Annotated in this window: 26 protein-coding genes; 20 read left to right on the top strand and 6 right to left on the bottom strand. The window is 69.9% G+C overall.

Going from position 1 to position 24,954, the window contains the following annotated elements:
• Positions 1-17: 17 nt before the first annotated feature.
• From G3I41_RS14885 to G3I41_RS14865, 4 genes are all read left to right on the top strand, one after another.
• Positions 18-1,493, top strand: a complete 1,476-nt coding sequence (locus tag G3I41_RS14885) for an NUDIX domain-containing protein (RefSeq protein ID WP_164400680.1) — start codon at positions 18-20, stop codon at positions 1,491-1,493.
• Positions 1,490-2,755, top strand: a complete 1,266-nt coding sequence (locus tag G3I41_RS36400) for a M15 family metallopeptidase (RefSeq protein WP_203601063.1) — start codon at positions 1,490-1,492, stop codon at positions 2,753-2,755. The genes G3I41_RS14885 and G3I41_RS36400 overlap by 4 nt, the downstream gene beginning before the upstream one ends.
• Positions 2,756-2,882: 127 nt before the next feature.
• Positions 2,883-3,779: an NUDIX domain-containing protein gene (locus G3I41_RS14870; RefSeq protein WP_343242127.1), complete on the top strand. Its 897-nt coding sequence runs from the start codon at positions 2,883-2,885 to the stop codon at positions 3,777-3,779.
• 29 nt (positions 3,780-3,808) lie between these two features.
• Positions 3,809-4,987 carry a bifunctional class I SAM-dependent methyltransferase/NUDIX hydrolase gene (locus tag G3I41_RS14865; protein ID WP_164400679.1) on the top strand — a complete coding sequence of 393 codons (1,179 nt, stop codon included), beginning with the start codon at positions 3,809-3,811 and terminating at the stop codon, positions 4,985-4,987.
• A gap of 221 nt (positions 4,988-5,208) precedes the next feature.
• On the opposite strand, the gene G3I41_RS14860 is transcribed toward G3I41_RS14865, so the two are convergent.
• Both G3I41_RS14860 and G3I41_RS14855 read right to left on the bottom strand, forming a co-directional pair.
• Complete coding sequence (locus tag G3I41_RS14860; protein WP_164400678.1) at positions 5,209-5,445, bottom strand: DUF397 domain-containing protein; 237 nt, start codon at positions 5,443-5,445, stop codon at positions 5,209-5,211.
• Complete coding sequence (locus G3I41_RS14855; RefSeq protein WP_164400677.1) at positions 5,442-6,299, bottom strand: helix-turn-helix transcriptional regulator; 858 nt, start codon at positions 6,297-6,299, stop codon at positions 5,442-5,444. The genes G3I41_RS14860 and G3I41_RS14855 overlap by 4 nt, the downstream gene beginning before the upstream one ends.
• Before the next feature lie 218 nt (positions 6,300-6,517).
• Between G3I41_RS14855 and G3I41_RS14850 the strand changes: the two genes are divergently transcribed.
• The 12 genes from G3I41_RS14850 (at position 6,518) to G3I41_RS14795 (ending at position 16,418) form a co-directional block, all read left to right on the top strand.
• The gene (locus G3I41_RS14850) at positions 6,518-6,928 is read left to right on the top strand and encodes an ATP-binding protein (RefSeq protein WP_164400676.1); all 411 of its coding nucleotides are present in this window, start codon (positions 6,518-6,520) and stop codon (positions 6,926-6,928) included.
• Between the two features lie 227 nt (positions 6,929-7,155).
• A complete protein-coding gene (locus tag G3I41_RS36395) occupies positions 7,156-7,893 on the top strand; it encodes a hypothetical protein (protein ID WP_203601061.1) in 738 nt (245 codons plus the stop codon).
• Positions 7,894-7,895: 2 nt separating this feature from the next.
• Positions 7,896-8,561 (top strand): dTMP kinase, encoded by a 666-nt coding sequence (locus G3I41_RS14840; RefSeq protein WP_164400675.1) that lies wholly within the window; start codon positions 7,896-7,898, stop codon positions 8,559-8,561.
• Positions 8,558-9,433 (top strand): isocitrate lyase/phosphoenolpyruvate mutase family protein, encoded by an 876-nt coding sequence (locus G3I41_RS14835; protein ID WP_343242126.1) that lies wholly within the window; start codon positions 8,558-8,560, stop codon positions 9,431-9,433. The genes G3I41_RS14840 and G3I41_RS14835 overlap by 4 nt, the downstream gene beginning before the upstream one ends.
• 95 nt (positions 9,434-9,528) lie before the next feature.
• Entirely contained in the window at positions 9,529-9,999 is a 471-nt protein-coding gene (locus G3I41_RS14830) for an NUDIX domain-containing protein (protein ID WP_164400674.1), read from the top strand.
• A gap of 2 nt (positions 10,000-10,001) precedes the next feature.
• Positions 10,002-10,691 (top strand): TylF/MycF/NovP-related O-methyltransferase, encoded by a 690-nt coding sequence (locus tag G3I41_RS14825; RefSeq protein ID WP_164400673.1) that lies wholly within the window; start codon positions 10,002-10,004, stop codon positions 10,689-10,691.
• Positions 10,688-11,632: an NAD(P)-dependent oxidoreductase gene (locus G3I41_RS14820; RefSeq protein ID WP_203601059.1), complete on the top strand. Its 945-nt coding sequence runs from the start codon at positions 10,688-10,690 to the stop codon at positions 11,630-11,632. The genes G3I41_RS14825 and G3I41_RS14820 overlap by 4 nt, the downstream gene beginning before the upstream one ends.
• Positions 11,629-12,534, top strand: coding sequence for a nucleotidyltransferase domain-containing protein (locus tag G3I41_RS14815; RefSeq protein WP_164400671.1), 906 nt, complete (start codon positions 11,629-11,631; stop codon positions 12,532-12,534). Before G3I41_RS14820 ends, G3I41_RS14815 begins: the two co-directional genes overlap by 4 nt.
• 34 nt (positions 12,535-12,568) lie before the next feature.
• A complete protein-coding gene (locus G3I41_RS14810; RefSeq protein WP_164400670.1) occupies positions 12,569-14,449 on the top strand; it encodes a radical SAM protein in 1,881 nt (626 codons plus the stop codon).
• Complete coding sequence (locus tag G3I41_RS14805) at positions 14,446-15,159, top strand: 2OG-Fe(II) oxygenase (protein ID WP_164400669.1); 714 nt, start codon at positions 14,446-14,448, stop codon at positions 15,157-15,159. The genes G3I41_RS14810 and G3I41_RS14805 overlap by 4 nt, the downstream gene beginning before the upstream one ends.
• An 80-nt stretch (positions 15,160-15,239) precedes the next feature.
• Positions 15,240-15,410, top strand: coding sequence for a hypothetical protein (locus G3I41_RS14800; RefSeq protein ID WP_159392991.1), 171 nt, complete (start codon positions 15,240-15,242; stop codon positions 15,408-15,410).
• A 96-nt stretch (positions 15,411-15,506) separates the two neighbouring features.
• A complete protein-coding gene (locus tag G3I41_RS14795; protein WP_164400668.1) occupies positions 15,507-16,418 on the top strand; it encodes an HEXXH motif-containing putative peptide modification protein in 912 nt (303 codons plus the stop codon).
• 131 nt (positions 16,419-16,549) lie between these two features.
• On the opposite strand, the gene G3I41_RS14790 is transcribed toward G3I41_RS14795, so the two are convergent.
• From G3I41_RS14790 to G3I41_RS14775, 4 genes are all read right to left on the bottom strand, one after another.
• Positions 16,550-17,992: an amidase family protein gene (locus G3I41_RS14790; protein WP_164400667.1), complete on the bottom strand. Its 1,443-nt coding sequence runs from the start codon at positions 17,990-17,992 to the stop codon at positions 16,550-16,552.
• Positions 17,989-19,197 carry an MAB_1171c family putative transporter gene (locus G3I41_RS14785; RefSeq protein ID WP_164400666.1) on the bottom strand — a complete coding sequence of 403 codons (1,209 nt, stop codon included), beginning with the start codon at positions 19,195-19,197 and terminating at the stop codon, positions 17,989-17,991. The genes G3I41_RS14790 and G3I41_RS14785 overlap by 4 nt, the downstream gene beginning before the upstream one ends.
• Positions 19,194-19,520, bottom strand: a complete 327-nt coding sequence (locus G3I41_RS14780; protein WP_040256334.1) for a hypothetical protein — start codon at positions 19,518-19,520, stop codon at positions 19,194-19,196. Before G3I41_RS14780 ends, G3I41_RS14785 begins: the two co-directional genes overlap by 4 nt.
• 222 nt (positions 19,521-19,742) lie before the next feature.
• Entirely contained in the window at positions 19,743-20,207 is a 465-nt protein-coding gene (locus G3I41_RS14775; protein WP_239081635.1) for an XRE family transcriptional regulator, read from the bottom strand.
• Positions 20,208-21,213: 1,006 nt separating this feature from the next.
• Between G3I41_RS14775 and G3I41_RS14770 the strand changes: the two genes are divergently transcribed.
• From G3I41_RS14770 to G3I41_RS14755, 4 genes are all read left to right on the top strand, one after another.
• Complete coding sequence (locus G3I41_RS14770; RefSeq protein ID WP_164400665.1) at positions 21,214-22,137, top strand: helix-turn-helix domain-containing protein; 924 nt, start codon at positions 21,214-21,216, stop codon at positions 22,135-22,137.
• Between the two features lie 5 nt (positions 22,138-22,142).
• Positions 22,143-22,829, top strand: a complete 687-nt coding sequence (locus tag G3I41_RS14765; RefSeq protein ID WP_164400664.1) for a hypothetical protein — start codon at positions 22,143-22,145, stop codon at positions 22,827-22,829.
• Between the two features lie 137 nt (positions 22,830-22,966).
• Positions 22,967-23,593, top strand: coding sequence for a WhiB family transcriptional regulator (locus G3I41_RS14760; RefSeq protein WP_164400663.1), 627 nt, complete (start codon positions 22,967-22,969; stop codon positions 23,591-23,593).
• On the top strand, positions 23,590-24,954 hold a 1,365-nt coding region (locus G3I41_RS14755; RefSeq protein WP_164400662.1), incomplete at its 3' end, for a hypothetical protein. The genes G3I41_RS14760 and G3I41_RS14755, both read left to right, overlap by 4 nt.

The following is a 24,954-nucleotide window of genomic DNA, read 5'->3' as shown; positions in this document are numbered from 1 at the left end:
CCTTCTGAGGTAGCCCCATGCCGTTGTCGCACGATCACATCCGCACCACCGTCAATTCGTACCTCGCGCGCCACCCTCACGAGCGCGAGCAGCTCGGCGCTTTCCTGGCCGCCCTCGACCGGACCGGCGACGAGATCGCCAGCCGCTCCACCTTCACCGGACACGTCACCTGCGGCGCGATCGTCGTCGACGACCTCGGCCGCGTCCTGCACGTGCTGCACCTGGCAAGCGGGAAGTACCTCGTCCCCGGCGGCCACGCCGAGCCCGCCGACGAGTCCTTGGCAGCCACGGCGCTGCGGGAGCTGCACGAGGAGACCGGGATCCCACCGCACGCCGTCGCGCCGTGGCCCGGCTACGAGACTGTGCCGCTCGACATCGACATCCACGACATCGACGCCCACCCGGGCAAAGGCGAACCCGGCCACCAGCACTTCGACCTCCGGTTCCTCTTCCGCCTGCACGCCACAACCGATGTGCCACTCGTTCTGCAGGAGGAAGAGGTCGGCGGCATCGAGTGGCGTCCCCTGGACCGAGTAACCCAACCGCCCCTGCGCGAGAAACTGCTCAAGCTCCCGCTCCACATCGAACCGGAGACAGCCAATGCCTCGGCCCTGATCTACAACGACCGCGGCGAGTACCTGCTCCACCTGCGCGACTACTTCCCCGGCCAGATCTGGGAGCCGGGCATGTGGTCCCTACTGGGCGGCGGCCGAGAGCCCCAGGACACCACCCTGCAACACACCGTCCGGCGCGAACTGGCCGAGGAAGCCGGCCTCGACCTGGCCGACCTGACCCCGTTCGCCACCGAATACGCCACCGACGACGCCGGCGCGACCGTACCCATCGCCATCTACGCCGGCCGCTGGAACGGCGACCCCCGCGAACTCCACCTGACCGAGGGCGTGATGCTCGCCTGGTTCGCACCCGCCGACCTCCACCGCCTGCGCATCGCGGACACCACCAGCGACCTCGTACGCCGCCACGCCGCCGGCCTCCCGACGGCGCGCAGCGAACCCGCATCCGAGGAGGTACGCCGGGCCTCGCCGCACGGCACGGTCCCCAACATCATCGGCGTCCACCTCTACCTGGAGCGGCCCGACGGGACCGTGCTGCTCGGGCTGCGCCACCCCAGCAGCGCCTTCGCACCGTCCACATGGCATGCCCTGGCCGGACACTGCGAGCAGGAGAACGCAATCTCCTGCCTGATCAGGGAGGCACGGGAGGAAGCCGGCCTGCACATCGAGCGCCAAGACGTCGAACTCGTCCACGTCGTCCACCACATTGACCATGCCGGGGACCGGCCCCGCATGGGCCTGTTCTTCCGCGCCCGCACCTGGCGTGGCGAGCCGGAGCTGCGCGAGCCGGACAAATGCACCCAGTGGAAGTTCTGGGACCCCACCGCCCTTCCCGACGACCTCGTCCCCTACACCCGGACGGCGATCGAAGGCATCCAGAACAGCGAGCTGTACAGCGAGACCGGCTGGCCCGCATGACCGGCAACCCGACCAGCGCGCCCCGTCACGTGCCCGCCGCGGCGGCGGCCGGACGTTCCGACACCCGCCTCGTAGTGATCCGCGGGAACTCGGCCTCGGGCAAGTCGAGCGTCGCGCAGAGCCTACGCGATCACTACGGCCGCGGCGTCGCCATCGTCGGCCAGGACGTGATCCGCCGGAACGTCCTGCGCGAGCACGACACCACCGGCGGCGCCAACATCACCCTGCTCGGCAGGATCGCCCGTCATGCCCTGGACGCCGGCTTCCACGTCGTACTCGAAGGGATCCTGTACGCCGACCGCTACAGCCACATGATCACGTCCCTGGTGCGCAACCACCGCGGCATCTCGGCCTGCTACTACCTGGACGTGCCCCTGGAGGCGACGCTGGCCCGGCACGCCTCGAAGGCCGACGCCGCGTACCTGGAACAGGTCACCGACACCCACCTCACCGCCTGGTACCGCAAGTTGGACCTTCTGCCCGGCGGCCTGGAGACCGTGATCCCGGCCGACAGCGCCCTGCAGGACACCGTTGCCAGAATCGTGCGCGAAGCCGATCTGACCGCCGCCACCCCCGCCCCGCCGCCGCAGCCCAAGCCATCGCAGGGAGACTCCATGCACCTGGTGCTGATGTCCGATCCGCACGTCGCGGCGATCCCGGTGCGCGACTGCCGAGAACCACTCGTCGACGTACGCGACCACGACTTCCGCGTCGACCCCCGCAAGCAGGACCCGCAGGGCGCGTTCGCCCACGTCCGAGAAGGCGTCCTCGCCCGGCTGAAGCACGCCCGCTCCCTCCTACCCGCCGGCACCGACCTGCTGTTCGTCGAGGGCTACCGGCCGCTGTCGCTCCAGCAGCGCTACTTCACCGAATACCGCGACCAACTGGCTGCCGGCCACCACAACTGGACACCCGAGCAGCTGCACGAGGCCACCAGCCGGTACGTCTCGCCGCCGGACATCGCGCCGCACTCCGCCGGCGCCGCCGTGGACGTGACCCTCGTCGACCAGGACGGCCACGAACTCGACCTCGGCACCCGCGTCAACGCCTCCCCGGAGGAGAGCGACGGGGCCTGCTTCACCCACGCCCCGAACCTCAGCGACCAGGCACGCCACCACCGCACGGTGCTGCTCAACGCCATGGAAGGAGGGGGCTTTACGAACTACGGAACCGAGTTCTGGCACTTCTCGGCGGGAGACCGGTACGACGCGCTGATGCGGCAGGAGCCGCACGCGCGCTACGGACCGATCGAACTGCCCTGACCCGCCGGCGGACTCGTCCACTTCCTCTCCCATCACGCCCGATCCGCACTCGCAGTAGCGCGGCCAACGCCCCTGTCCGGCCGCGGACTACGACCGGACGGACGAAATGCATCGAACGGAGGCACCTGTGCCTGACGACACCCAGCAGGCGATCCCAGCCGTCCCGGCGGCCCGGGACGCAGCACCGGAGCACCACATGCACCTGCTCGGGCGGTACTACCGCCAAGTGGAAGCGGGGCGTAAGACGATCGAAGTAAGGGTGGCATCCCCGAGCAAGCGCGACATCGCCGTCGGCGACACGGTCGTCTTCCACGACCGGGACACCGGGCGGGAACTCGACGTCATCGTGCAGCGGATCACCCCGTACGCCTCCTTCGAGGACCTCCTCCGCTCGGAGGACACCGCGCGCATCGACCCGGACGGGCCGACCAGCGAGCTGATCACCAACCTCCGCTCGATCTACCCACCGAGCAAGGAAGCCCTCGGTGTACTCGCCATCGCCTTCGATCACCGCCCTGCCCGGCCCGGCCGCCCCATGCCGATGACGGCCGAGCAGTACGCGCAGACCGTCCCCCACCACACGGTGTACGGCTGCCTCTACATCCGCGACAAGCACGACCGGCCGGTACAGCTCCGCTCGGTCTACGGCTCAAGACTCTGGCAGTTCCCCGGCGGCAACCTGGACGCCTCGGGTGAGGACCCCCTGCAGACCGCCCGGCGTGAGGCGGTCGAGGAGACCGGACTCGAACTCGCTCCCGACACGCCGCCCCTCCTGCTGACGCACTTCCTGCACGCCGGACCCCGGATGCCGCTCAACAAGGTCGGGCTCATCTTCGACGGCGGACAGCTGACCTCCGAGCAACTCGGCCGGATCCGGCTCGATCCGGCCGAACACGACCTGTGGGCCGTCCATGACCTCGCGACCTGGCAGGAACTGATGGCGCCACGCGCCTTCGCCCGCCTCGACGCCATCGAGCGAGCACGGCGCGGCGAGGGCCCCGCCTACCTGGTCACCCACACCTGAACCCGGAACACCCCCACCAGGAGGCAAACGTGCCCACTGAGGAGTCCACCAACACCCGGGCCTGGCAGATCTACGGCCAGCGCCAACTCGCCCGTGCTTACACCCCGCCCGTCCCCGAGCGGCTGAACTGGACGCCCTGGGAAGGAATCGGACCCGGAGCAGAGGTCCTCGGGGACGTCTCGGGCCGCCGCGTCCTGGACATCGGCTCCGGAGCCGGCCACCACGCCGTCCACCTCGCTCAGGCACACGGGGCGCGCGTCACCGGCCTTGAGCTGTCCCCGACCCAGCATGAACGCGCCTTCAGCACCCATGCAGGCGTGGACGGTGTGGAGTTCGTACAGGCTGACGTGGCCGAGTACCTCACTACAACTGAGCCGTTCGACGCTGCGTACGCGATCGGGACGCTCGCCTTCATCGACCCACACCGCTCGCTGCCTGCGCTGCGCGCCGGCCTGCGTCCCGGCGCTCCGCTGATCCTCTCGCTCCTGCACACCGACCTGCACGGCCGCGGACCGTCGACGGCAGTGGCACCGCGCGAGCAGATGATCCTGCTGCGCGACGACCCACCGCTACCGACACAGATGTGGGTCCTGGCACCGCAGCTGTGGGAGGACCTACTCACCGAGTACGGATTCCGCGTCGAAGCCCTCGACCTCTTCCCGCACCCGGACGACGACGCCTCGGTCGTTCAGCAGCTCATCCGCGCCCGACGCCTTCCCGACCGGCCTGCTCGCGTCTCCAGCCGCGCTCGCAGCACCCGAGCCCCGGCCGCCCACGCAGCCGTCGGCGTCGGTGCGATCCTGCTCAGCGAGCAGGGCATCCTGCTGGGCCGCCACCGCCGCGGCACCCTCGAACTGCCCGGCGGCAGCGTGGAAGCCACCGGGGAATCCTTCGAGGACGCGGTCGTCCGTGAACTCGCTGAGGAGACCGGCCTGCTCGCTCAGACGGGCGACGTGGAACTGCTCGGGACGCTCGTCGACCATGTCGAAGGCGTTCTCCGAGTCACCGTCGGGGCGCTCGTCCACGCCTGGCAAGGGCAGCCGGCCACACAGCCGGAGGAGAGCGTCGGCGACTGGGCGTGGTACCCGCTCGATCAGCTCCCCGACGGCCTGTTCGTGTGCAGCGCCCAGATCCTCACGGCCTGGGACCCCGATCTGCCCATCGACCATCCGCCGACGCACTTCACCGCCTTCGCCCCGGCCCAGTAAGTGTCGCCGGCATGTCAGCTCTACCGATGCCCTCCCGATACGGCTACGTGGCTCTCCGAGACAAGATGGTCGACTGGGAGAGCGACACGCTCCTCCGGTGGCTGCTGGGGCATGCTGCGGCGCGCATGACGGCGGAGACGAGTCCATCGGGAGCACGGCTACGAGCCGTGCCCCCGCAACGGCTGAGGGACCGGAGGCGGCTTCCGCTGGTACGCCCGGGGTCAGCGGCGGCGGAGTTCGCCGTTCTGGATCCCGCTGACGAAGGCGTCGTACTCAGAGTCGGTGAACAGGTGCGGGGCCTTGTTGATGTCCTTGGAATCGCGCAGGGCCACGATGCCTTGGTCGAGGAAGGCGATCTGGACGCAGTTGGTACCGCCGCTGCTGGCGCTGCTGGTCTGCCACTCGGCGTCACGCAGCTGGGACTCGACCCAGGCCGGGTTGAGTTCGGTCTTGTTCATGCAAGGTCCTTGGCGATGGTGGTGAGAAGTGGCAGCGACGCCTTCTGGGAGAGAGCGTCAGATTTGAGTAGGTCGCTGGTGGTCCGGTACACGTCCACCGTCTCCGGCTGGTTGAGGTGGAGCGAGGCCCGCATGGACTCGATGCACACCGAGTCCCGCCCGGTGGGGAAGGACATGAGCATGAACGGTCCGTCCATCCCGGCGTGCGCCCCGACCTTGTGCGGCAGGACCTGGATGGTGATGTTGGGGTCCGTGCGGGCGAGGTTAATCAGATGCTCTATCTGTGCGCGCATGACCGGTCGGCCACCGACCTCCTGACGCAGGAGCCCTTCGGGAAGGACTGCCCAGATCTTCAGCGGCGGGTCGCGCTCCAGCATGTTGTCCTGGTGCTCCTGGCGCATGGACACGAAGCCATCGATGTCCTCCGGAGTCTTCCAAGCCCGGCTGCCCTCGGTCACGGCTCTGGCGTACTCCGGGGTCTGAAGGAGTCCGTGGATGGCGGCGGGGTTGAAGACGAACAGGCTGCTGGCCGTCTCCACCAAGGAGAGGTAGTCGGCGAGCGGGTCGTCGACAACTCCCTGGTAGCGCTGAGTCCAGTCGGCTTCGCCGGCCCGGCGGGCCAGGTCGCGTAGTTCCTCGCGCAGTGCGGGGTCGGTGATCTCGTATACCTCGAAAAAGTGCGGGAGTTGCTGAATCTTGAGGCCCTGCACCCCCTTCTCGATCTTGCTTACCGTGGAGAAGGACCGGTAACCGAGACGGGCAGCCGCCTCCTCCTGCGTCCAGCCCAGGGCTTCACGGATGCGCCGGAGCTCAGCGCCCAGGCGCCGGCGCCGCGGCGTCGGCTCGACCGGCATACCCCACCTCCTCGTCAATATCGACGCCAGAGTAGCGCCTGGGCCAGTTCGTGAATATGCCAAGTCCCCGAGAGGAATGACTTTCCTCAAGGACTGCTTGTCGAAAGGGTAGTTGGCCGTCATTATCGAAGCTCACCCAGCGGACGGTGGCGCCCCGGTTGCGGTACGTCACCCCTGCCGTGGACGCTCGCGTGCCACCTGGAGGGTTAGTGCCTGTGATGGCGGTCAGCCCCGTACGACAGCACCACATGGTGCTGCCCGCGATCGGCCCCGAGAGCATGGAGTGTGTCCGGGAGATCGTGCGGACCCTCCTGCGGATGTGGCGCAAGAGTGACCTGGAGTTCGTCACCCAGCTCGGCGTCACCGAGCTGCTGACGAACGTCTTGAAGCACACTCCGGGCGACTGCGAGCTGGTGGTTCGCGAGACGCCGGACGGCATCCTGGTCAGCGTCACCGACTTCGAGGACGCACTGCCGACGGTGAAGGAATCCGACGCGGATGCCGAGGGCGGCCGGGGCCTGTTCCTCCTGTCCTGCCTAGCCGACGAGCTGCAGACTCAACCCCTGCTGCACGGGAAGCAGGTCTGGTTCCGGACCAGCCATGCTGCCGACCGGGAGGAGGTGCGATGACGACCGCCGACGCGACCAGCCCATCTCCGCTGTTCAACACAGCAGTTCGAGCGCCTTCGTGCCTCGGAGGCGGTCTCCTGCGAGAACTCACCCCAGGGGCGTTTGTTCGGTTTCGACGGCCAGCCGCCCGGGCTGCACGCGTCCGTGCGCCGTGATCACGGGCAGTCAGCATGCCGCCCGCACCATCTCTCGGTGACCTTCCGCCCCCGCCCGACGAAGGAGCCCGTGTGCCCCTCTCCCCACCCAGCCCGAACCTGTACGGGTCCTGGGAAGCCCTCGCCGACGGACTACAGGTCCAGCGCCTGGCCCTGCACCTGCCGCAGCTGCGCGAACAGCTTCTCACCCCGCCCCCTGACGTCACCTTGTTCGCGCAGACCCAGCCGAGCGTGCTGACCGCGCGTCCCGCCGCGCTCGCCGAACCGGCGGCCGAGGCCGTGGTCGACCAGGCCGGCCTTCAGCACTGGCTGCGCCTGCCGGCCGCACACGGCACGGCCAACGCCGGAACGAACCCCTTGGCCGCGAGCGCTGACGAAATCGCGGACACCCTGCTCGAGGGCGTCACCGATCCGGCAGTCCGTGCTGCGGTGGCCGCTGTGTGCGCTGCGTCGGCCTGGTGGGTGGGCGCGTTCGCTGTCATCCGCCACCTCGGCGTCCACCACACCACCCTCCAGCCCGTCGATTCCGAGATCGCCCTGGAGACGCTGCAGAGCGCGACGAGCATCGTGGCGCTCGGCACTGCCCAGCGGATTCTCGCCGAGCAGCTGCGCACCGCGGCGGCCGACGAAGCCGTGCGCATGGCCTATTGCCGTGCGATCACCGAGAGCATCGTCATCGAGAGCCGGCTTCCCGAGCTGCTGGAGGAGCTGGGCGAGCTGCGGCTGGTCGACCTCGTGTCGACGTCGATCCCGTGGCGTGGCCGGTTCACGAAGTACGCCGGGGGCACCGGCGCCGGGCAGGTGGAGTAGGCGTGGACCGCTATCCGTTCATCGTCGTCGAGGGCCTGGACGGCACGGGCAAGACAACGCTGCGCAAGGGCCTGTTCCGCCTCTTCGAGGGCCTGTTCCGCGTCACTCCGCTCGCCGTGCTGACCACCAACTTCCTCGACCCGGACGTCGCGCTGGACCTGGTGGAGGGCAAGTACCAGCCCACTGGGGAGAATCGGGACTGCTACCTGGCCGCGCTCGCCGCGGACAAGCAAGCCACCGCCGACCGGCTGATCGCCCCCAGCCTGCCGGCCCGCCCGGTCATCGCCGACCGGTGGCTGCTGTCCGAGCTGGCCTTCTTCATGGTCAAGCACGACCGCGCCCCGAAGGAGACGTACGCGCAACTCACCGAGCGGCTCCACCTGGTCCCCGATCTCACGTTCGTCCTGGACATCACGCCTGAGACCGCGATGGAACGTGCTGCCCACCGATCCGGGGACGCCACTCGGCCCGACTGGGATGTCATGGATATCCAGTCCAGGGTCCGGGAGGTCTACCAGTCCGTGGCCGGTGTGCCGGCTGCGTTTCCCGCTCTGGGAAAGGTCGTCCGGATCGACGCCGCGCAGGACCGCGCCACCGTTCTGCACACCGCCTGGCAGGCCCTGGCCCAGTACGGCCTGCTGCCCGACCGTGAAGGAGCCGCGTCGTGACCACTTCCACCGAGGCCGGCATAGCCTCGCTCGTGACGCGGCTGGCTACCGCAGTGGGCGCCCGCCGCCCGCTGCGGGCGATCGGCGCCGCGAACGCGGTGGCCGCCAAGGTCGCCGTGGAGACCGGCTTCGACGCCCTGTGGGTGTCCGGCCTGGAGGTCTCCACGGCCCTTGGGCTGCCGGACGAGAACGTGCTGGGGCCGCGCGACCTGGCCGACACCGTCCTCGCCCTCACTCGGACAGCGGCGCTGCCGGTGATCGTCGACATCGACAACGCCGGCGGCACCCCGGCCGCGGCCCGCCGGTTCGCCGGCGACCTCACCAGCGCCGGGGCCGCGGCCCTCTGCCTGGAGGACAGCGCCTACCCCAAGGTCAACTCCTTTGCTCTGCACCGCAGCCAGGCGCTCGCTGACATCGAGACGGTCACCGAACAGATCGCCGCGATGCGCGACGCCGTCGGAACCGGGGTCGCCCTGATCGCGCGGACCGAGGCCCTGATCTGCGGAGCAAGCGTGACCGAGGCAGTGCGGCGGGCCGAAGCGTACGCGGCGTGTGGCGCGGACGCGGTGCTCATCCACTCCAAGGACCCCACCGGGCAGCAGGCCCTGGCCACGGCCGCCGCCTGGCCGGGCGCGGTGCCGCTGGTGACCGTACCCACCGCGTTCGCGCACCTGTCTCCGGGCGAACTCGGCACCGCCGGATTCGCCCTGGCCATCTACGCCAACCAGCTCTCGCGCGCCGCGCTCGCCGCGATGCGCAGCGTCGCAGCCTCCTTCCAGACCACCGGCTCCTTCACCGCCGGCGGGACGCCACTGTCCGACGTAGCCGACCTCCTCCAGATCGCCGACCCGACCGCCCGCGCCTGCCTGTAGAACACGCTCGACTCCGCTGCTCCAACCCCGCTCCACCAGCATCCGCCGGGCAGTCGGCCGCGGCGGGCTCGACGAGGGAAGGAACACTCCGAGCCATGACATCTCTGCCCCGCATCAGCGTGTCGGTCAAGGCTGCGATCGTCCACCAGGGCCGCATTCTGCTCATGTCGTACGACGACCACTCCGGATTCCACTACAACCTGCCCGGCGGCAAGGCGATAGAAGGCGAGCCGCTGCGCGACGCGGTTGTACGCAAGGTCAAGGAGGAGACCGGTCTGCGGGTCCGCGCCTCGCGGCTGCTGTTCGTCGTCGAGTACGTCCCCGAGCAGTACAACGACGAGTTCGGCACCGTCCACAAGACCCAGCACAACTTCCTCGCCGAGCTCCTCGACGAGGACACCACCCCGCGCAAGTCCGACCCGCCCGACCCGATCCAGGTCGGCTTCGAGTGGGTGCCGTTGGAGGAGCTGAGCGACAAGTACCTGTTGCCGCGGGTCAACCAGCAAGTGCTCGACGCGCTCGCCGGGGCCCCGGCCGACCGCGACGTCCTCGTGGACCGGTGGTGACCATGGGCCCCCGTCCTCCCGCCCTGCTGAGCCTCGCCGAACTGCACGACTGGCTCCTCGAACACCACGACGACACCGTGGATGCCGACCGCCTGCCCGCCATCCGCACCGAACTCGAACAGATCGGCGCCCGCGACGTGCCCGGCGCCGTGATCGAACTCGGCTGCTACAGGGGCGCCATGGCGTTGTGGATGCGCGCCGTGCTGGACGCCACCGGACAGCGCCGGCGCCCGGTCCACGTCTACGACTCCTTCCAGGGCCTGCCCGAACGCGGAGCGCAGGACCCCGACCTGTTCGAGGCCGGCTACCTGCACGCCGAGCCGGACCAGGTTCTCGCCCTCCACGACCGCTGGGGCCGCACCCCGCCCGTGATCCACCCCGGCTGGTTCGCCGATACCCTCCCCGACCAGCTCCCCGCCCAGATCGCCTTCGCCTACCTGGACGGCGACTACTACGACTCCATCCACACCTGCCTGACCGCGTGCGTGCCGCGCATGGCCCCCGGCGGCACGCTGATCGTCGACGACTACGCCGACCTGGAGGCGAACCCGGCGGCATGGAACGGGCTGCCCGGCGTCAAGGCAGCCTGCGAGGACTACTTCCGCGCTCCTGCCCCGCTGGAAGTCATCACCGGTGCCGGCGACCTGGCCTTCGGCCGCTACACCGCTCCTGCCGCGGGGGCGGATCAGTGAGCGCGGTGCGCGAGGCCCCGCTGCTCGTGAGCGTGCGCGGCGCGGCCGACACCGTCCTGCTGCAGCGGCATCTGCCCGGCTGCCTGATCAGGGAGATCACCGCACTCGCCCCGGCGGACCCGGAACTCGCCTCCCGAGCCGAGGTGCTGGTTCTGCGGTCGGGGCACCAGCTGGACGCCACACGGCTGGCCGAGTGGCCGAGGCTTCGGCATGTGATCCGGGCCGGGTCGGGCCTGGACGGCATCGACGTTGCCGCCCTGGCCGCACGCGGCGTCACCGTGCACCGCAACCCGGAGCCGGCTGCCGACGCCGTCGCCGAATGGGCCCTGGCCGCTCTCCTCGCACTCGCCCGCCGGATCCCGTACGGGCACGCCGCCCTGCTCCAGGGCCAGCACGCGAAGCAGCACTGCCTCGCTCCGCCTCTCTCCCGGACGAGGGCGGCGATTTGGGGCGCCGGCCCGGTCGGCCGGGCCGGCGCGAAGGCCCTCGCCCCACACGTCGCCGAGATCGCCTTCGCGGCCCGCCGCGGCTTACCGGACACCCTGCCCTCACGGCCCGCCAGCGAACTGCCCGCGTGGGCAGACGTCCACGTCGTGGCGCTCCCGCTCACCGAAGAGAACAGGGGTGCGTTCGGGGCCGCGTTCCTCGACGCGGCACGAGAGCGGCATCCGCTGCTGCTCTGTGTCGGTCGCCTCGGCACGCTCGACCTCCCCGCCTGCCTGCGCGCGCTCGCCGACGGCGGCCTTGGTGGCCTCGCCCTCGACCCCGTGGAGGAAGCCGATCTGCCGTTGTGGCCCGGGGAGAACATGCCCGGTCCGCTGAACCTGATCGCCACCCCGCACATCGGTGCCCAGCGGCACGATGTCCGAGACCTCCTCGACCGCTGGGTCGCCACCACCGCCGCCGGTGTCCTGGCCGGTGCAGCAAGGAGCGCCTCATGACGGACACGCCGTGGCTGAAGACTCGACTCGAGGTCGCCGAACAGGCTTCCACATGCCTGGCCGACGAGTACGCCGACGCCGACGTGTGGCTGGTGGGCGCGCTCGCCGAGGGCCTGGTCCACCAGCGCAGCGATGTGGACCTGCTCCTGATCACCCCGGAACCCGTCGCCGAGCCGGGCTCCCGCCTCATCCACGGCATCCGCGTCGACGTACGGGCGGTGAGCAGGAGCACCGTGCACGACTGGCGCACCCTCCTTGACGAGTTCACCGTCACCCGCGACGACATCCAGATGTTCCGCGCGGTCCGGTCCCGGCTGAGCGACCTCACGCTGCTGCGTACGGCCCGTCCGCTCGCCCAAGCACCGGACCGAGCCGCAGTCTTGGAGCCCGAGCAGCGGGCCGCCTACCAGCGGTGGGCGCTCGCGGACCGGTGCGAGGCGGCGGCGAGCCTGGCCGAGGACCTGCTCGGTCTGGCGCAGGCGGGCCTGTATCCGCACGCCGACCTGGTCTGGGACCAGCTCGCCCGCGTTGTCGCGCAGGCCGAGACCGTCGCCGCCGACGCCGCACTGCTCGGAGAGAAGTGGCTGCCCAGCCTGCTCAGCAGCAACGAAGCCCCGTTCACGCCGGTGCCGGCGCTGCCTGAGCCTCGCTGGGTGAGCGCCGCCGCGCACAGTCCCTTCTTCGCCTCCGTCCAGGCTCGACTCGCCGACGCCCTGCTGGAGCTCTGGCCCACCGACGCCGCGCCCGAACCGGTCGACGAGGCGGGGCTCAACGGCTTCGGCTGGCTGCCGCAGCGCTACAGCGACGGCTGGTTCCTACGCCGCGGCGACGACCGCGTCCCGCTCTCCGACGGCCGGATGCGCGCCTGGCAGCAGGCCGCCGCACGCCGTGCCCACAGCTGACCCACTCACTCCACCCGCAAAAGGGGAGGACCCGATGCCCAGCACGCTCACCACCCCCACGACGACCGTCGGCACCGACGTGTGGCGGCCCCTGGAGGACACCGACCACACCGCGGCGGTCTCCGTCGTACTCAAACTGCGCGGCGAGACCTGCGACGTCGACTGTCTGTACTGCTTCGAGAAACGCAAGCTCGCCCCCGGCGGCGCCCAGATCACGCCCGCACACATACGCCGCCTGGGCCAGATCTTCGGTGAGCGGCCTCTCGCGATCGAACTGCACGGCGGGGAGCCCCTGACCGTCGGCAAGGACGCCATGGCCGCGCTCCTCGACGAACTCGCCGCCCAGCCCACGGTCCACCGCGTTCACCTGCAGACCAACGGCGTGCGGCTGGACGGCGAGTGGCTCGACCTGTTCGACGCCCACTACCCGGGCCTGCACATCGGCATCTCCATGGACGGCGACGAGCAGGGCAACTCCTGGCGCGTCGGCTACGACGGCACCGCGATCTACCCCCACATCGTGAGCGCGCTGAACCTGCTCGCCGAGCGCAACCGCACGTGCGGCATCGTCACCGTGGTCACCCCCGCCGTCCTGGGCCGCGCTGCGGAAGTCATCGACCACATCGCCGACTTCGACGCGGTCCGCGCCGTGCACCTCCTGCCCGCCTTCGACACCACCGTCACCACGCGACTCCAGGCCACCGGCCGCCGTACCAGCCCCAGCCGCCGCCTCCAGGCCCGTGCGGTCGGGGCTGACGGCCCGGCCTGGGCGATCACTCCCGCGCAGTACGCCGCCTTCGTCCTCGACGCCACGGCCCGCTGGATCGACGCCGGCCACTTCCGCCGGATCAAACTCGACCCGGCCGTCGCCACGATCCGCCGCCTCAAGGGCCTGGACACCGCCCACTGCCACTTCGCCGCCCACAAGTGCTCCCACGTCTTCACCGCCTACCCCGACGGCCGCCTCGGCTCCTGCGACGAACTGCCCTGGCCCCAGGCTCACCTGCTGCCGCTCGCCGCCGCCCGCAGCGAGGCGGACATCACCGAGGCCCAGCACGCCAACCCGCAGCTCACCGCCGGCCGGGAGCTCATGACCAAGTGCGTCTCCTGCCCGTACCGGACGGTCTGCGGCGGCGGATGCACGGCGACCCGCTGGCGCATGCTGAAGGCGACCGGCAGCGATGACGCGTATTGCGACCACCGAGGCCGCCTCACCGACGGCATGGCTCACCTGCTCGCCGCCCCCGACCACCCGGCCGGCGCCCACTGTCGCAGAGCCCACTGGCGGCCCGTCGACCCGAACGTCATGGACGACGTCGACGCCTTCCTCGCTCGCTGGGACGACCCGGCAGCCCCTCGTACCCCGGCCCGGCTCCTGGCCAGCGACCACGGCAACATCAACACGGCCGGCCTGCCCGGCGAGCACGCGGCCGACGACCTCGACCCGCGCCACCCCCAGTGGCGCGAGGGCGTCGAGGACCGGGTGTGGCCGCTGGTCGACACGATCACCCGCAGCTGGAAGGCCGTCACGTACGACTCCTGCCAGGGGCACGCCCACACCGGCACCGGCCTGGCACCGTCCCCGTTCCGCGTCGGCCTGCTGCCGCGTACCCGCGCCGAGTACGCCACGCTCGCCGCCCGCCTGTGCCACACCCTCGCCGCTGCCGATGGCTACCTGCCCGCCACCGTCACCGCGGACGCCGTCCGCAGCGACCTCACCAGCGCCGAGACCGGTCGCCGACACCCGGTCCTCAACCTGACCCTCACCCCGGCCCCCGGCAGCACATGGGCCGACTACTTCACCGGCCTCGACCAGGCCGTGCACACGCTCACGCACGTGGCCCGCCACACCCCGACGGCCACCGGATGCGCCTGCGCCCTCCGCCCGCCCCGACCCACCCGGGAGGCACGATGATCCACATAGCGGAGACACTCACGGTCTCCAGCATCGAGAACTTCCTCACCCCCGACGAGATCACCACCCTGATCACCGTCGTGGATGACGCCCTCGGCGAGGACGGCCCGCGCCGATTCGACACCGAGCGCACCACCACCCTGCACTCCATCCCCGGACACAGCAGCGAGCAGGCCATGGCCGTCTACGAGCCCGCCGGCCGCCTCGAAATCCATCCGCCCCCCGAGACCGCGGCCAAGATCCTCGCCCACGCCGTCGAACGGTCGATGCCCGCACTGCGCCGAGCCCTGCCCGCCTTGACCTCCTGCCGCGAATGGATGTACGTCGAGTACGCGCCCGGACAACACATCACCCCGCACGTCGACGGCATCGCCCCCGCCCCCACCGACCCCGTCCGTCAGCTCGCCGGGATCAGCGTGGTCCTCGACCACGCCGACGACGGCGGGGAGTTCTTCGTCGAAACCACCTCCCACCCCGCCCTGTGGAGCGACCAGCACGGCGACGACGGCTACCACCCCGCCATGGCGTTCACGCACGACGGCGCCGACCACTCCGCTGACTGGTTCCGCACCATGCCGCGCACCCGCTGGAGCGTGCACCCCGCCCCCGGCACTGCGCTGCTCTACGGATCCCAGGTAACCCACGGCACCGAGCCGGTCCACTCGGGGCGCGAACGCAAGTTCATCAGCTGGCTGATTAGCGAAGCCTGACCGGCTATGCACCCGCCCATACGCAGCCCGCCCCTGGCGGGCTGCACCCGGACCAGACCCTGCAACCTACGGAGGAAGAGATGACGACCGATGTGTGCGGCGAGTTTCTCGCCGCGGTGGACCAGCTGCGGGACGACGGCGGCACCGTGCGCCTGACCGCCCACACCTCCAGCGTCTCCGCTGACGCCTGGAGCGCCCCCGCCGACGCCGAATCGGCGCCGGCCACCCCGGAGGCGGACAGCGCCAACTGATCGGGCTGGGCCAACCGGCCTGCCCCTCCTCTCAGACCCCGGTGCCGGCGCCCCCAGGGCCCGGCATCGGGGCCCGCCGCCTAGGAGCCTCCCGACATGAACGACATCGACGCCGCCCTCGACCTGGACGCCATCACCACCCACCGCCGCGAACGCACCGCCGCCACCCTGGCCCTGCTCCACCCCGGTTCCGACTCGCCGCCGGACGACGAGGCGCTGCCCCTGGCCTACGCCCTGGCGCACCACCGGCTCGAAGGCGCCGAGAACGCCGCACGCCGCCGCGACACGACCACACTCGACTGGTACCGCGACACCGCCGGGCCCGCTCTATCCCGTCTGGCCCACTCCTCCCGCCTCGGCCCGCGCATCGTGATCGCCCCGAACGAGGACGAGATGACTTGGGGCCCGCACTCCGACACCCCGTACCACGTCCTCGGACCCGACACGACCTGCGCCGCCGAGTCCCTGGCCGTACTGGCCGACGATGCCTTCGGCCACATCACCGCCACCCGCCTCGACGCTCTCGTCGCAGCGCACGCCGCCGTGATCTGCCTGACCGGCCGGCGCCGTCCCGACCAGACCCTGCGCAGCTTCGCCATCACCCGTCTGCCGGCGACCGTCTTCACCGACCACACCGGTAACGCTGCCGTGCTGGGTCGCGACCTCGTCCACGAAGCCGCCCACAACTGGCTCAACGACGCCCTCGCCGCGCTCCACATCACGTTCCCCGACAACGAGACGTACTTCTCCCCATGGCGCGGCACCCAGCGGCCCGCGTACGGGTTCCTCCACGCCTGTTTCGCCTTCTCCCTCACGATGATCTACGCCGTACGGGCCAGACCCGGCGCCACGGGGGCTGCAGCCTCCGTCCTCGCCGACCACGAATACCAACAGCGGCCCCAGCTGGCCGCCGCCCAGGACGACTTCATCCGCGCCATGGAGTTGATTCCCGACCCTGGGCTGCGCGAACGGCTCGACACCGTCTTCCAGCGCGCCCGCGCACTCTGAATCACTCGCAGACCGCGCAGGATTTTAAGCTCTCTCGGCCTGAGCGGGCTCGCGTACAGGAGCAGGGCAATCCTGGGGAGCGCAGAACGGCCTCGGCCGTGGTGCAGGCCATGCTCATCTTGACGTGGAGGTCATCCGCTCCATGACGGGGTGACGCCCTCGGCTCCGAGCAGGGACACAAGGTGCTCGGCCATCACGAGCAGGGTCCGGTCTGCGTAGGCAGGTCCCACAAGCTGAGCACCGATCGGGAGGCCATCGACGTTGCGGCCAATCGGCACGACCAGGCTGGGCAGCCCGACATGGCTGGTGAGGTTGGCCCAGCCGGTCTGGTCGAAGAAGCTCCGATCGGCGCCGTCGACAGTGAGGGAACGGCTGCCGGCCGGGATCGCCGCAGTGGGAGCAGCAGGCGTGACGAGGACGTCGTATGGGCCGTCGGTGAAGAACCGATGCCACGACTGCCGCAGCCGGAGGCGCTCCTCGTTGGCGCGGAGCCAGGAGCGGTGGGTCTGCGTCCGGTGGCGCAGGATGGCGGCTCGTGGGCTCGTGTCATCCGGGGCCAGATCGCGGGCGGCGGCGAGTTCGGCCGCGCCTGCGTGGTCGTCGGTGGTGGCCGTCGCAGTGGCGTGGAGGAGCTGCTCGAAGAGGCGGAGGGAGTCGCCGAAGAGAACCGGCCCCTCGGTGCGGTGGACAGTGGTGCCCGCAGAAGCAAGTGTCCCTTCCAGCGCGGCGAGAGCCCCAGCTGTCTCCCGATCGACGGGACAGCTCGGATCTCCTGCCCACACCGCCACGCGGAGTTGGCCGAGCGGGCGTTGCTCCACGGGGAGCGTGACGCCCCAGGGATTGTTCTCGTCGGGCGACGGTGTCGTCAGTGCGGCGAGGAGGAGGTCGAGGTCGCGGGGATGGCGGGCGAGGGGTCCGGGGGTCACCATGTCGCTGCTGGTCATCCATCCCGGCGGCCGGGGAATGTGGCCGCGAGCCGGGACGAGCCCGTGGGTGGGGCGCAGGCCGTAGACGCCGCAGTAGTGAGCGGGGAGCCGCAGGGAGCCAGCGAGGTCACTGCCGAGATCGGCGGGAGTCAGATGGGCAGCCACCGCGGCGGCGGGGCCTCCGGAGGAGCCGCCGGTGGTGCGTTTGGGGTTGTACGGGTTGAGGGTGGCTCCGAACAGGGCGTTGTCGGTGTGTAGGTCCTGGCAGTACGCCGAAAGGTTGGTCTTGCCCATGATGACGGCGCCTTGGTGACGGAGCCGGGCGACCGCGTGAGCGTCGCGTGCGGGGACATGACCAGCGAGGTCTTCGGTACCACTCGTGGTACGCAGGCCGGCGGTCTCGAAGCTGTCCTTGATCGTGAGGGGGAGGCCGTCGAGGGTGCCGGTGCTCTCGTTGTGGGCGCGGCGTTCGTCGGCCGCGTGTGCGGCGGCACGGGCTGCCCCGTCGTCGCGGGTCACGACGGCGTTGATCAGGCTGGCGTCCATCTGGGCAAGGTGGAGGTCAAGCAGCTCGCGGCTGGAGACTTCGCCTCGGTCCAGGGCCTGGAGCTGCACGTGGGCGGGCTGGTGGGTGAGGTCGTTCGTCATGCGGAGACTCGCTCAAGGTGGGGGGCTCGTGCGGGCTGACGGGGCAGGTTGCGGGCAACGTCGAGGAGGGCGTCGATGTCTTCCATGGGCCGGATGGTCTGGCGTCCGGCGTCGGCGAACTCAGTGAGCTGGTCGGGATTCGGGCGGGTGCCGGCGGCTCGGGCGGCGATCCCGGCGAGGATCTGGTCCGCCGTGACGGCTGCGGCCAGTTCGTGTCCGTGGAGTCCCCGGGCCCTGTGCCGGGCTTCGCTGGCCTCGCGGGTGGAGGCGTCGAGGTACTGGCGGATCATGAAGCGGCCGTCTCGGATCTCGACGGCTCGGCGGTAGAGCCGGATCGAGATGCGGCGGAAGCGACGTCGCTGGGCCGGATCGACCCTGTGGATTGGCAGCTCGATTTCCGGGGCCTGGCTGTAGAAGGCGAGCCACAGGGGGCGCAGGCCGTAGTAGCTGCGGTACTGCTTGATCCGGTACAGGGCGCTCTGGGCCTGGTCACTGATCGTGGGTATGAGCCAGCCGATCAGCGTTAGCATGGCGCCGACATCGCCGCAGCTCCAGGCGAAGCCCTCCCAATCCGCGAGGGAGGTGTTGAAGACTCCGGCGATGACATTGCCGATGCGGACAGCGCTGTATCCGAGGGTGACGGTCGCGCCGAGGGCAACGATGCGCAGGCCGACACTGACCGACCCGCGGGCGCTGCGGCGGGCCAGGCGCAAGCAGGCGCGTGCGAGGAAGATCTCCCCGATGGTGTAGGCCGTGACGTACAGGGTGAGGTACGCGGCGTACCAGCCGTCGTGCGCGTAGTAGAGCGTGAAGTCGATCGGACGCGGGGCGCTGGGCGTGAGCAGGGCGAACAGCACAAGCAGCGCAGCGATCACCGACAGGCCGGCGCCGAGCCATCGGCGACTCCTGCGGCGGGCGACCTCGGGCGGCGAACCCCAGTAGGTGAGGACCACCTGCTGGCAGGCCAGGAGTGCGACCACGCATCCTTGCGCAAGCGGCACGGATAGATTGACGGTGCCCAGCGCCCGGTCGAGGTAGTTCCATATCAGCGTGATGGAGAACAGGAACGACAGCCCTGAGAGCAGGAAGACGGCGGCGAGCGCAGCCGAGGCGGGGTCGCGGCGTCGTGTGGTCACGTCCCGCAGGAGGCAGAGGAAGCCGAGCGTCGCGACGACGAGGCTGATCGGGTGGAGCAGATCCTTCACGGCCGGGCCTCCCGTCGGCGCAGCAGCGTGTGCGTAACGCGGTCCTGTACGTCGTCCCCGGAAGACTCGTCGCTGCGCAGCCACCGGTCGATGATCTGGCGCTGGAGAAGCGAGGCGAGCTGTTCGGTGTCCCGTTCCTCGTCCTCGTCGTACTTGGTGCGGCCCAGCATCATCTGCACGGTGCCCGAGCCAACGTTGGTGAAGATCGTCTCAGAGAGCGCCGATGCTGGACGGCTTTCGTGGTGGCCGAGCAGCAGATGGCAGAACTCGTGGGCGATGGTGTGGTCCTGGTGCAGGATGCTGGTCCGCGGGTCGTAGCCCACGTGAAACGCACTCTCTGTGACGGCACAGGCTCCGCATATGGAGGGAGCCAACTCGCGCGGTTCTAGGATCACCCGCCTCCCCATGCGACGTGAGATCTCGTCGCTGAGATCGCGGATGTTGGTGACGTGCGGGAGCTTCAGCTCGGCCAAGAGGTCAGGCCGACGCAGCCTACGTGCAGACCACATTGCGTTTCCTTGATCATTAACTGAACTACTGCCGTTTTACGCGCCAGTTGAGGGCGGCAACCCCTCTGATTTTCTTACGCTTTCGACGATCCCCAGGACGGCATCCTTTCCGTCCGCCGAGACGTCGGATAGGCGAAGAAGAACGTTTTTGATCTTCGCGTCCCTAAGCAGTACGAGCAACTCAAGCTCCTGCACCGTCTTTTCGGCGACTGCGTCATCGAACCAATACGCGGGATCCACCCCGAAAAACCCTGCGAGCGCTTCAAGGTGACGCTTCGTCGGATTGTCGCGCTGACCCGTCCGCAGCAACCACAGGTACTGCGCAGACAGCTTGCCCAGCCCGCGCTTCTCCATGAGTTCGGCCACTTCAGCGTTGCTGAAGGGGCCGCGGTCAGGCGGGTGCACCGTGTCGAACAAGCGGTTGAGGCGATCCATGAGCCCTTTGGGGGCCACATGACCTTCGGCTGGTTCTTGCATGATCCTTTTCTGGGTGGGCTTCATCGTCACTTCAACCACCCTACCCCGCCATAAACACCAGTTGACGGCTTGATCCCGCGTATGGAAAGTTCTTCCTCGCCAGCACGTTTCCATGTGGCGCGCACCGCCAGTTTCAGGTCGGCCTGTCCGTTTCTACCGGCAGCGGCATGCCGGGCAACGTGGCGCAAGCCACATTTGCTCCGCGACATACGTCACGTCTGGTAAGCCATATATTGACCTTCGAGCGGGAAAAGCGGAGGCGACCGTGGAAACACCCCATCCGCGTCGCGATTCCGCAGCGGCAATACCAGACAGCCGCCCCCAATTCAGACACTCTGGCACGCTCCCGACGTTTGAGACAACCGCGGCAACGGTGCGCCTCAATGTCGGGGGCTCTGGGCTAGGCCCCGCATCTGCGGTGCCCAACCTCGTGACCCTCTGTAATCACCTGAATCGCGGCAGTCGGCTGGTTCAGCGATCCATGTCCGCCTGGGGCGAAAGGGGTCACCGTGAAGATCATCTTCGATTCCATTGGGGCGATCATGGCGCTGTCCGTGTCTCGGTCCGCTGCCTCCGCCACAGGCACAGGTGCCGACGTGCTCCTACGCGACTTGTAGAGAGTCCTTTAGCAAGGTCTGGATCTTGCGCCACGGCCTGCATATGTTCGTCGTCCCCCGCCGGGCACCCCGCCCAGTGGCAGACGCCATAAGGAGCCGCATGAACACCGCGCGATCGATCAGGGCCGCATAGCCCCGAAGACAGCGGCGGCGCCCACGGAGCCGTTAACTCCCGGACGCCGACCGCCTTGATGGCACCCCGCCCCGGCAAGGGCGGAGATCACCCACCTTCACCGCACCGGACCTTTCCTACGGGCACCCCGGCGCGGCTTTCACTACGAAGGAGAGTCTTTCATGCCGCCTGCCCTGCGCAAAAGGCCGGCGCTCCTGGCCTGCGCGGCAGCCACCCCCGCTCACATGCCTCCCGGCTCGTCGACATCCATCCTCGCGCGCCTCATGCATGAGGTGTCCCGATGAGCGGGCAGGCACGCAAGTGGGTGTGGGAGAGCAGCACCAGCCGCGGTACCGCACGCCTGGTCCTGCTGTCGATCGCCGACCGGATCCCCGATGCCCAGTGCGTCGCGTACGCCTCCGTGACCGAGCTGATGGAGCGGACAAACGCGAGTCGCAACGCCGTGCGCACCTCCCTGGCCCTGCTGTCGGACGCCGGCGAGCTGGAGATCCTCAAGGGGTACGAGGGCCCGCAGCACAGCACGGTCTACCGCATGCCGCGCCCAGCCGCCTGGCTCGCGAAGGTCGCGGCTACGCAGGAGGCCAACCCCGACCTACGTGTCGAGGACATCGAACCCCTGACGGATGCCGACCCCGCCCCTGACCTGAAGGACCTGGACAAGGAGCTGCTGCGCAAGCACCGCATCTGGTTCACCGCAGGGTCAGAGACCGGCCCCCGTCGTCCGAATCTGGCCGGGTCAAAATCTGCTCCCCCTCGTCAGAATCTGACCCCTCCCCAGGTCAGAAACCGACCCCCCTCCGGGTCAAAATCTGACCCCCAGAACTGTAGTAGTGAACCGAAGGTGAACCGTAGGTACAGCAGCAGTGCTGCCGACCTCACCACGGCCATCGACTGGCAGGTCGACGACGCGAGCCTGTCCTGGGCCCAGCAGCAGGGACACTTGGAACGCCTCGGTGAGCTGGGCCTGCAGGCCGCCGACGCGAAGTGGCGCCACTACCGCGCCGCCTGGAGCCCTCGCTCCGCCGCCGCCTGGGCTGCCGACTGGCGGTCCTGGATCGACCGCGAGCACACGCCCACACCGCAGCGCCCGAACCTCTACGCCCTGCCCGGCGGCACCCCCGCCCCGCAGGCCGGCATGACCCGCTCCGAAGCGCACATGGCCGCCCTGCTCGCCGCCGTCGACGAACCGACTGGAACGGAGTAACTACCATGGAACGTCGCGAAGTTGCTGCCGTACTCACATACGTCGGCCGCTTGGACCCCCGCACTATCCGCACCGACGCGGGCGAAGCCCGCGACCAGCTCGCCATGTGGCACGAGCTGCTCGCCGACGTGCCCATGACCACCGGCCAAGGCTGGGATGTGCGCGACGTGGTGCGCAAGCGCGTCGTCGCCTCCCCTTATCCGATCCTGCCCGCCGACGTGGCCCGCGAGTGGAACGCCCACTACCGGGACCGCCTGGGCCGGCACACCGATCCGACGCCGATGGCCGACCCCGATGACCCGCACGCCTGGCGGGCAGAACTCGTCGCGACCCGCGATGCCGTTGTGGCCGGGCGGATCGCGCCGACACCGCACCGCGGGGTGACGGCCGGGGAACCCCAGCCCGGCCTGAAGAAGATGCTCAAGGCCGTCGGCACCTACGTCCCGGACGCCGTACGAGCCGAACTGGCACCGTTCCGGCCCGCCCGCGCCGCCCGCGAAGCCGCCATCGCCGCCGGCGGGCCCGACATCTTCAGCGTCCCGTGCGGGCGGTGCAGCGCCCCGCAGGGCGAGCCCTGCCGCGAACGGAGCGGCGGAGGTGTCCGCAACCGGAACACCAAACCACGCGTCGAGCCGCATCCGGTCCGCGTCGAGGACGCCCTGGCCGCTCAAGCTCAGGCCCTCCCTGCCTGACCTGGCTGCCACTGCTCCACAGAAACGTTCCGCCACGCGGTATGGCACGCCGCCGTACCCCGAGCCCGCGCCGCCGCACCCCAGCCGACCCAGGTGCCGAGCGACCTCGCCGACCGAGGCGACTTCCGGAGACTGCCTTGCGCCACATCACTACCAACGACACCCCGGCTCCAATCCTGCGGGGCATCGCCGACCACAGCTGGCAGGCCCGCGGCCTGTGCAACGGCCTGGCGCCCAACGACATCGACGAGCTGTTCTTCCCCGGCGCCCGCGCCCGCTCGGCCATCGACGAGGCCAAGTCGATCTGCGGCCGGTGCCCGGTGAAGAAGGCGTGCTTCGACTACGCCTTGGACAACGAGATCCGCCAGGGCGTGTGGGGCGGGCTCACCGAGGCCGAGCGTCGCCCCTGGCACGCCAAGGTCAACAAGCGCCTGGACTACAGCCGGGTGAAGGCCGCCTTCGAAGGGCGCGACGTCCACCTCAGCGACGCCGAGCGAGACGCCGTCACCCGCCACGCCTACGTCCGGGGCTGGAGCCCCGAGCGCCTCGCGTACACGCTGCGCCTCGACCTCGACTGGGCGCGCGACCTAATGCGCAACGCCGCCCACGCCGTCGCCGACCGCGACCGCTACTGGGACCAAGCCGACGACGCCGAGTCGACCGACGACGAGACCGCCGAGGACGACGACGACGCCTCGTCGGTACAGGTGCCCCGCCAGGTGCAGACCGACTCCCTGATCGCCGCCCTCCGAAAGGCCGCATGACTCACCCCATCGCCATGTCCTTGCCCTACGGCATCGATCCCGTCTACATGGTCGCGGCCCTCGGGCTGCTCGCCCTCGCGCTGGCCGGCTGGTCGTTCCTGCGATACCGGAACCGCGCGGACGGCAGGCGCGTCGGCACCCCTGCGGTCTGGGTCTCAGCACTCGCCGCCCTCAACTGCACCGTCTACTCCGCCGACACCAGCTGGCGGTTCGCGGCCGACTACCTCGACATGGCCGGGACGGTGGAGCGCGCCATGATGTTCAGCGCGGGCGAGGCCGCGCTGTTCGCGACCGCGCTGATGGCCCGGCAGAACCTGAAGACCCAGGGGGCGCCCGGACTGCCCGGCGCCCTGGTCTGGGTGATCACCGGGGTGCAGGTCATCCCGGCCTACGCCGAGTCGGCCGCGGTTGGCGGCACCGTACGCGCCTTCGTCGGACCGGTGATGGCCGCGGTGTTGTGGCACCTGGCCATGGGCATCGAGCTTCGGCTGCACAAGCCGGACGCCGCCTCGCAGGGGCTTCTGGCCACGCTCGGACGCGAAGCACGAGAGCGGTTTCTCTCCCGCCTCGGCATTGCCACCCGCAACCGCGATGCCGCACAGATCACCAAAGACCGTGCGTCCCGGCGGGCGGTCGCTCTCGCCTCCCAGCTGGCCGGCATGTCGGTGGCGGATCGCGAGAAGGACACCCGGGTTACCCGTCGACTTCAGGCCGCGCTCACTCGGGCCGAAGTCGGCACGGATTCTCGCCAGCGCCAGGCGTTCTTGGAGGAGCTGGCCGCCCGTCGGCACGCGGCCACTCTCGCGACCATCGATCTGCCCTCTCCGTGGGTGAAGGCTCCGGATCCCAATGACGCCCGTCTCCAGAACGGCTACCCGCTCGCCCCATCCCCGTCGATGCTGTCGGCTGCCGAGAAGCCAATGGGGCGACGGGCGAGTGCGATCCCCAGTGACGGTCCCCGAGGCGGTGGGGACGGGGACCGTGCGGAGTCGGGGACGGGGACGGCAGCCGAAGGGGGCCGTCCCCCCACCGTCCCCGACGACAACGGGGACGGCGTCACCGAGTCCGTCTCGAGCCTGCCGATCGAGGGAACGGGGACGCCGCTAGGGGACCGAGGCGACGTGTCGGCCATGGACGCAGCAGCCGACGTCGACATCGAGGGCTCCGCCACGGACGCTCGCGAAGCTGCTGCTCAGGGCGCCATGGGACCGTCCCCGGCAGCCGTCCCCGACGACAACGGGGACCGCGCACACCCGGAAACGGGGACGGGGACCGAAGGGGACCGTCCCCACACCGTCCCCAACGACAACGGGGACCGCGCACACCCGGAAACGGGGACGGGGACCGAGGGGGACCGTCCC

Source organism: Streptomyces sp. SID9727 (assembly GCF_010550605.1).
Classification (GTDB): Bacteria; Actinomycetota; Actinomycetes; order Streptomycetales; family Streptomycetaceae; genus Streptomyces.
The sequence above is the reverse complement of the archived record's forward strand: the minus strand, read 5'-3'. Positions and strand labels throughout refer to the sequence as shown.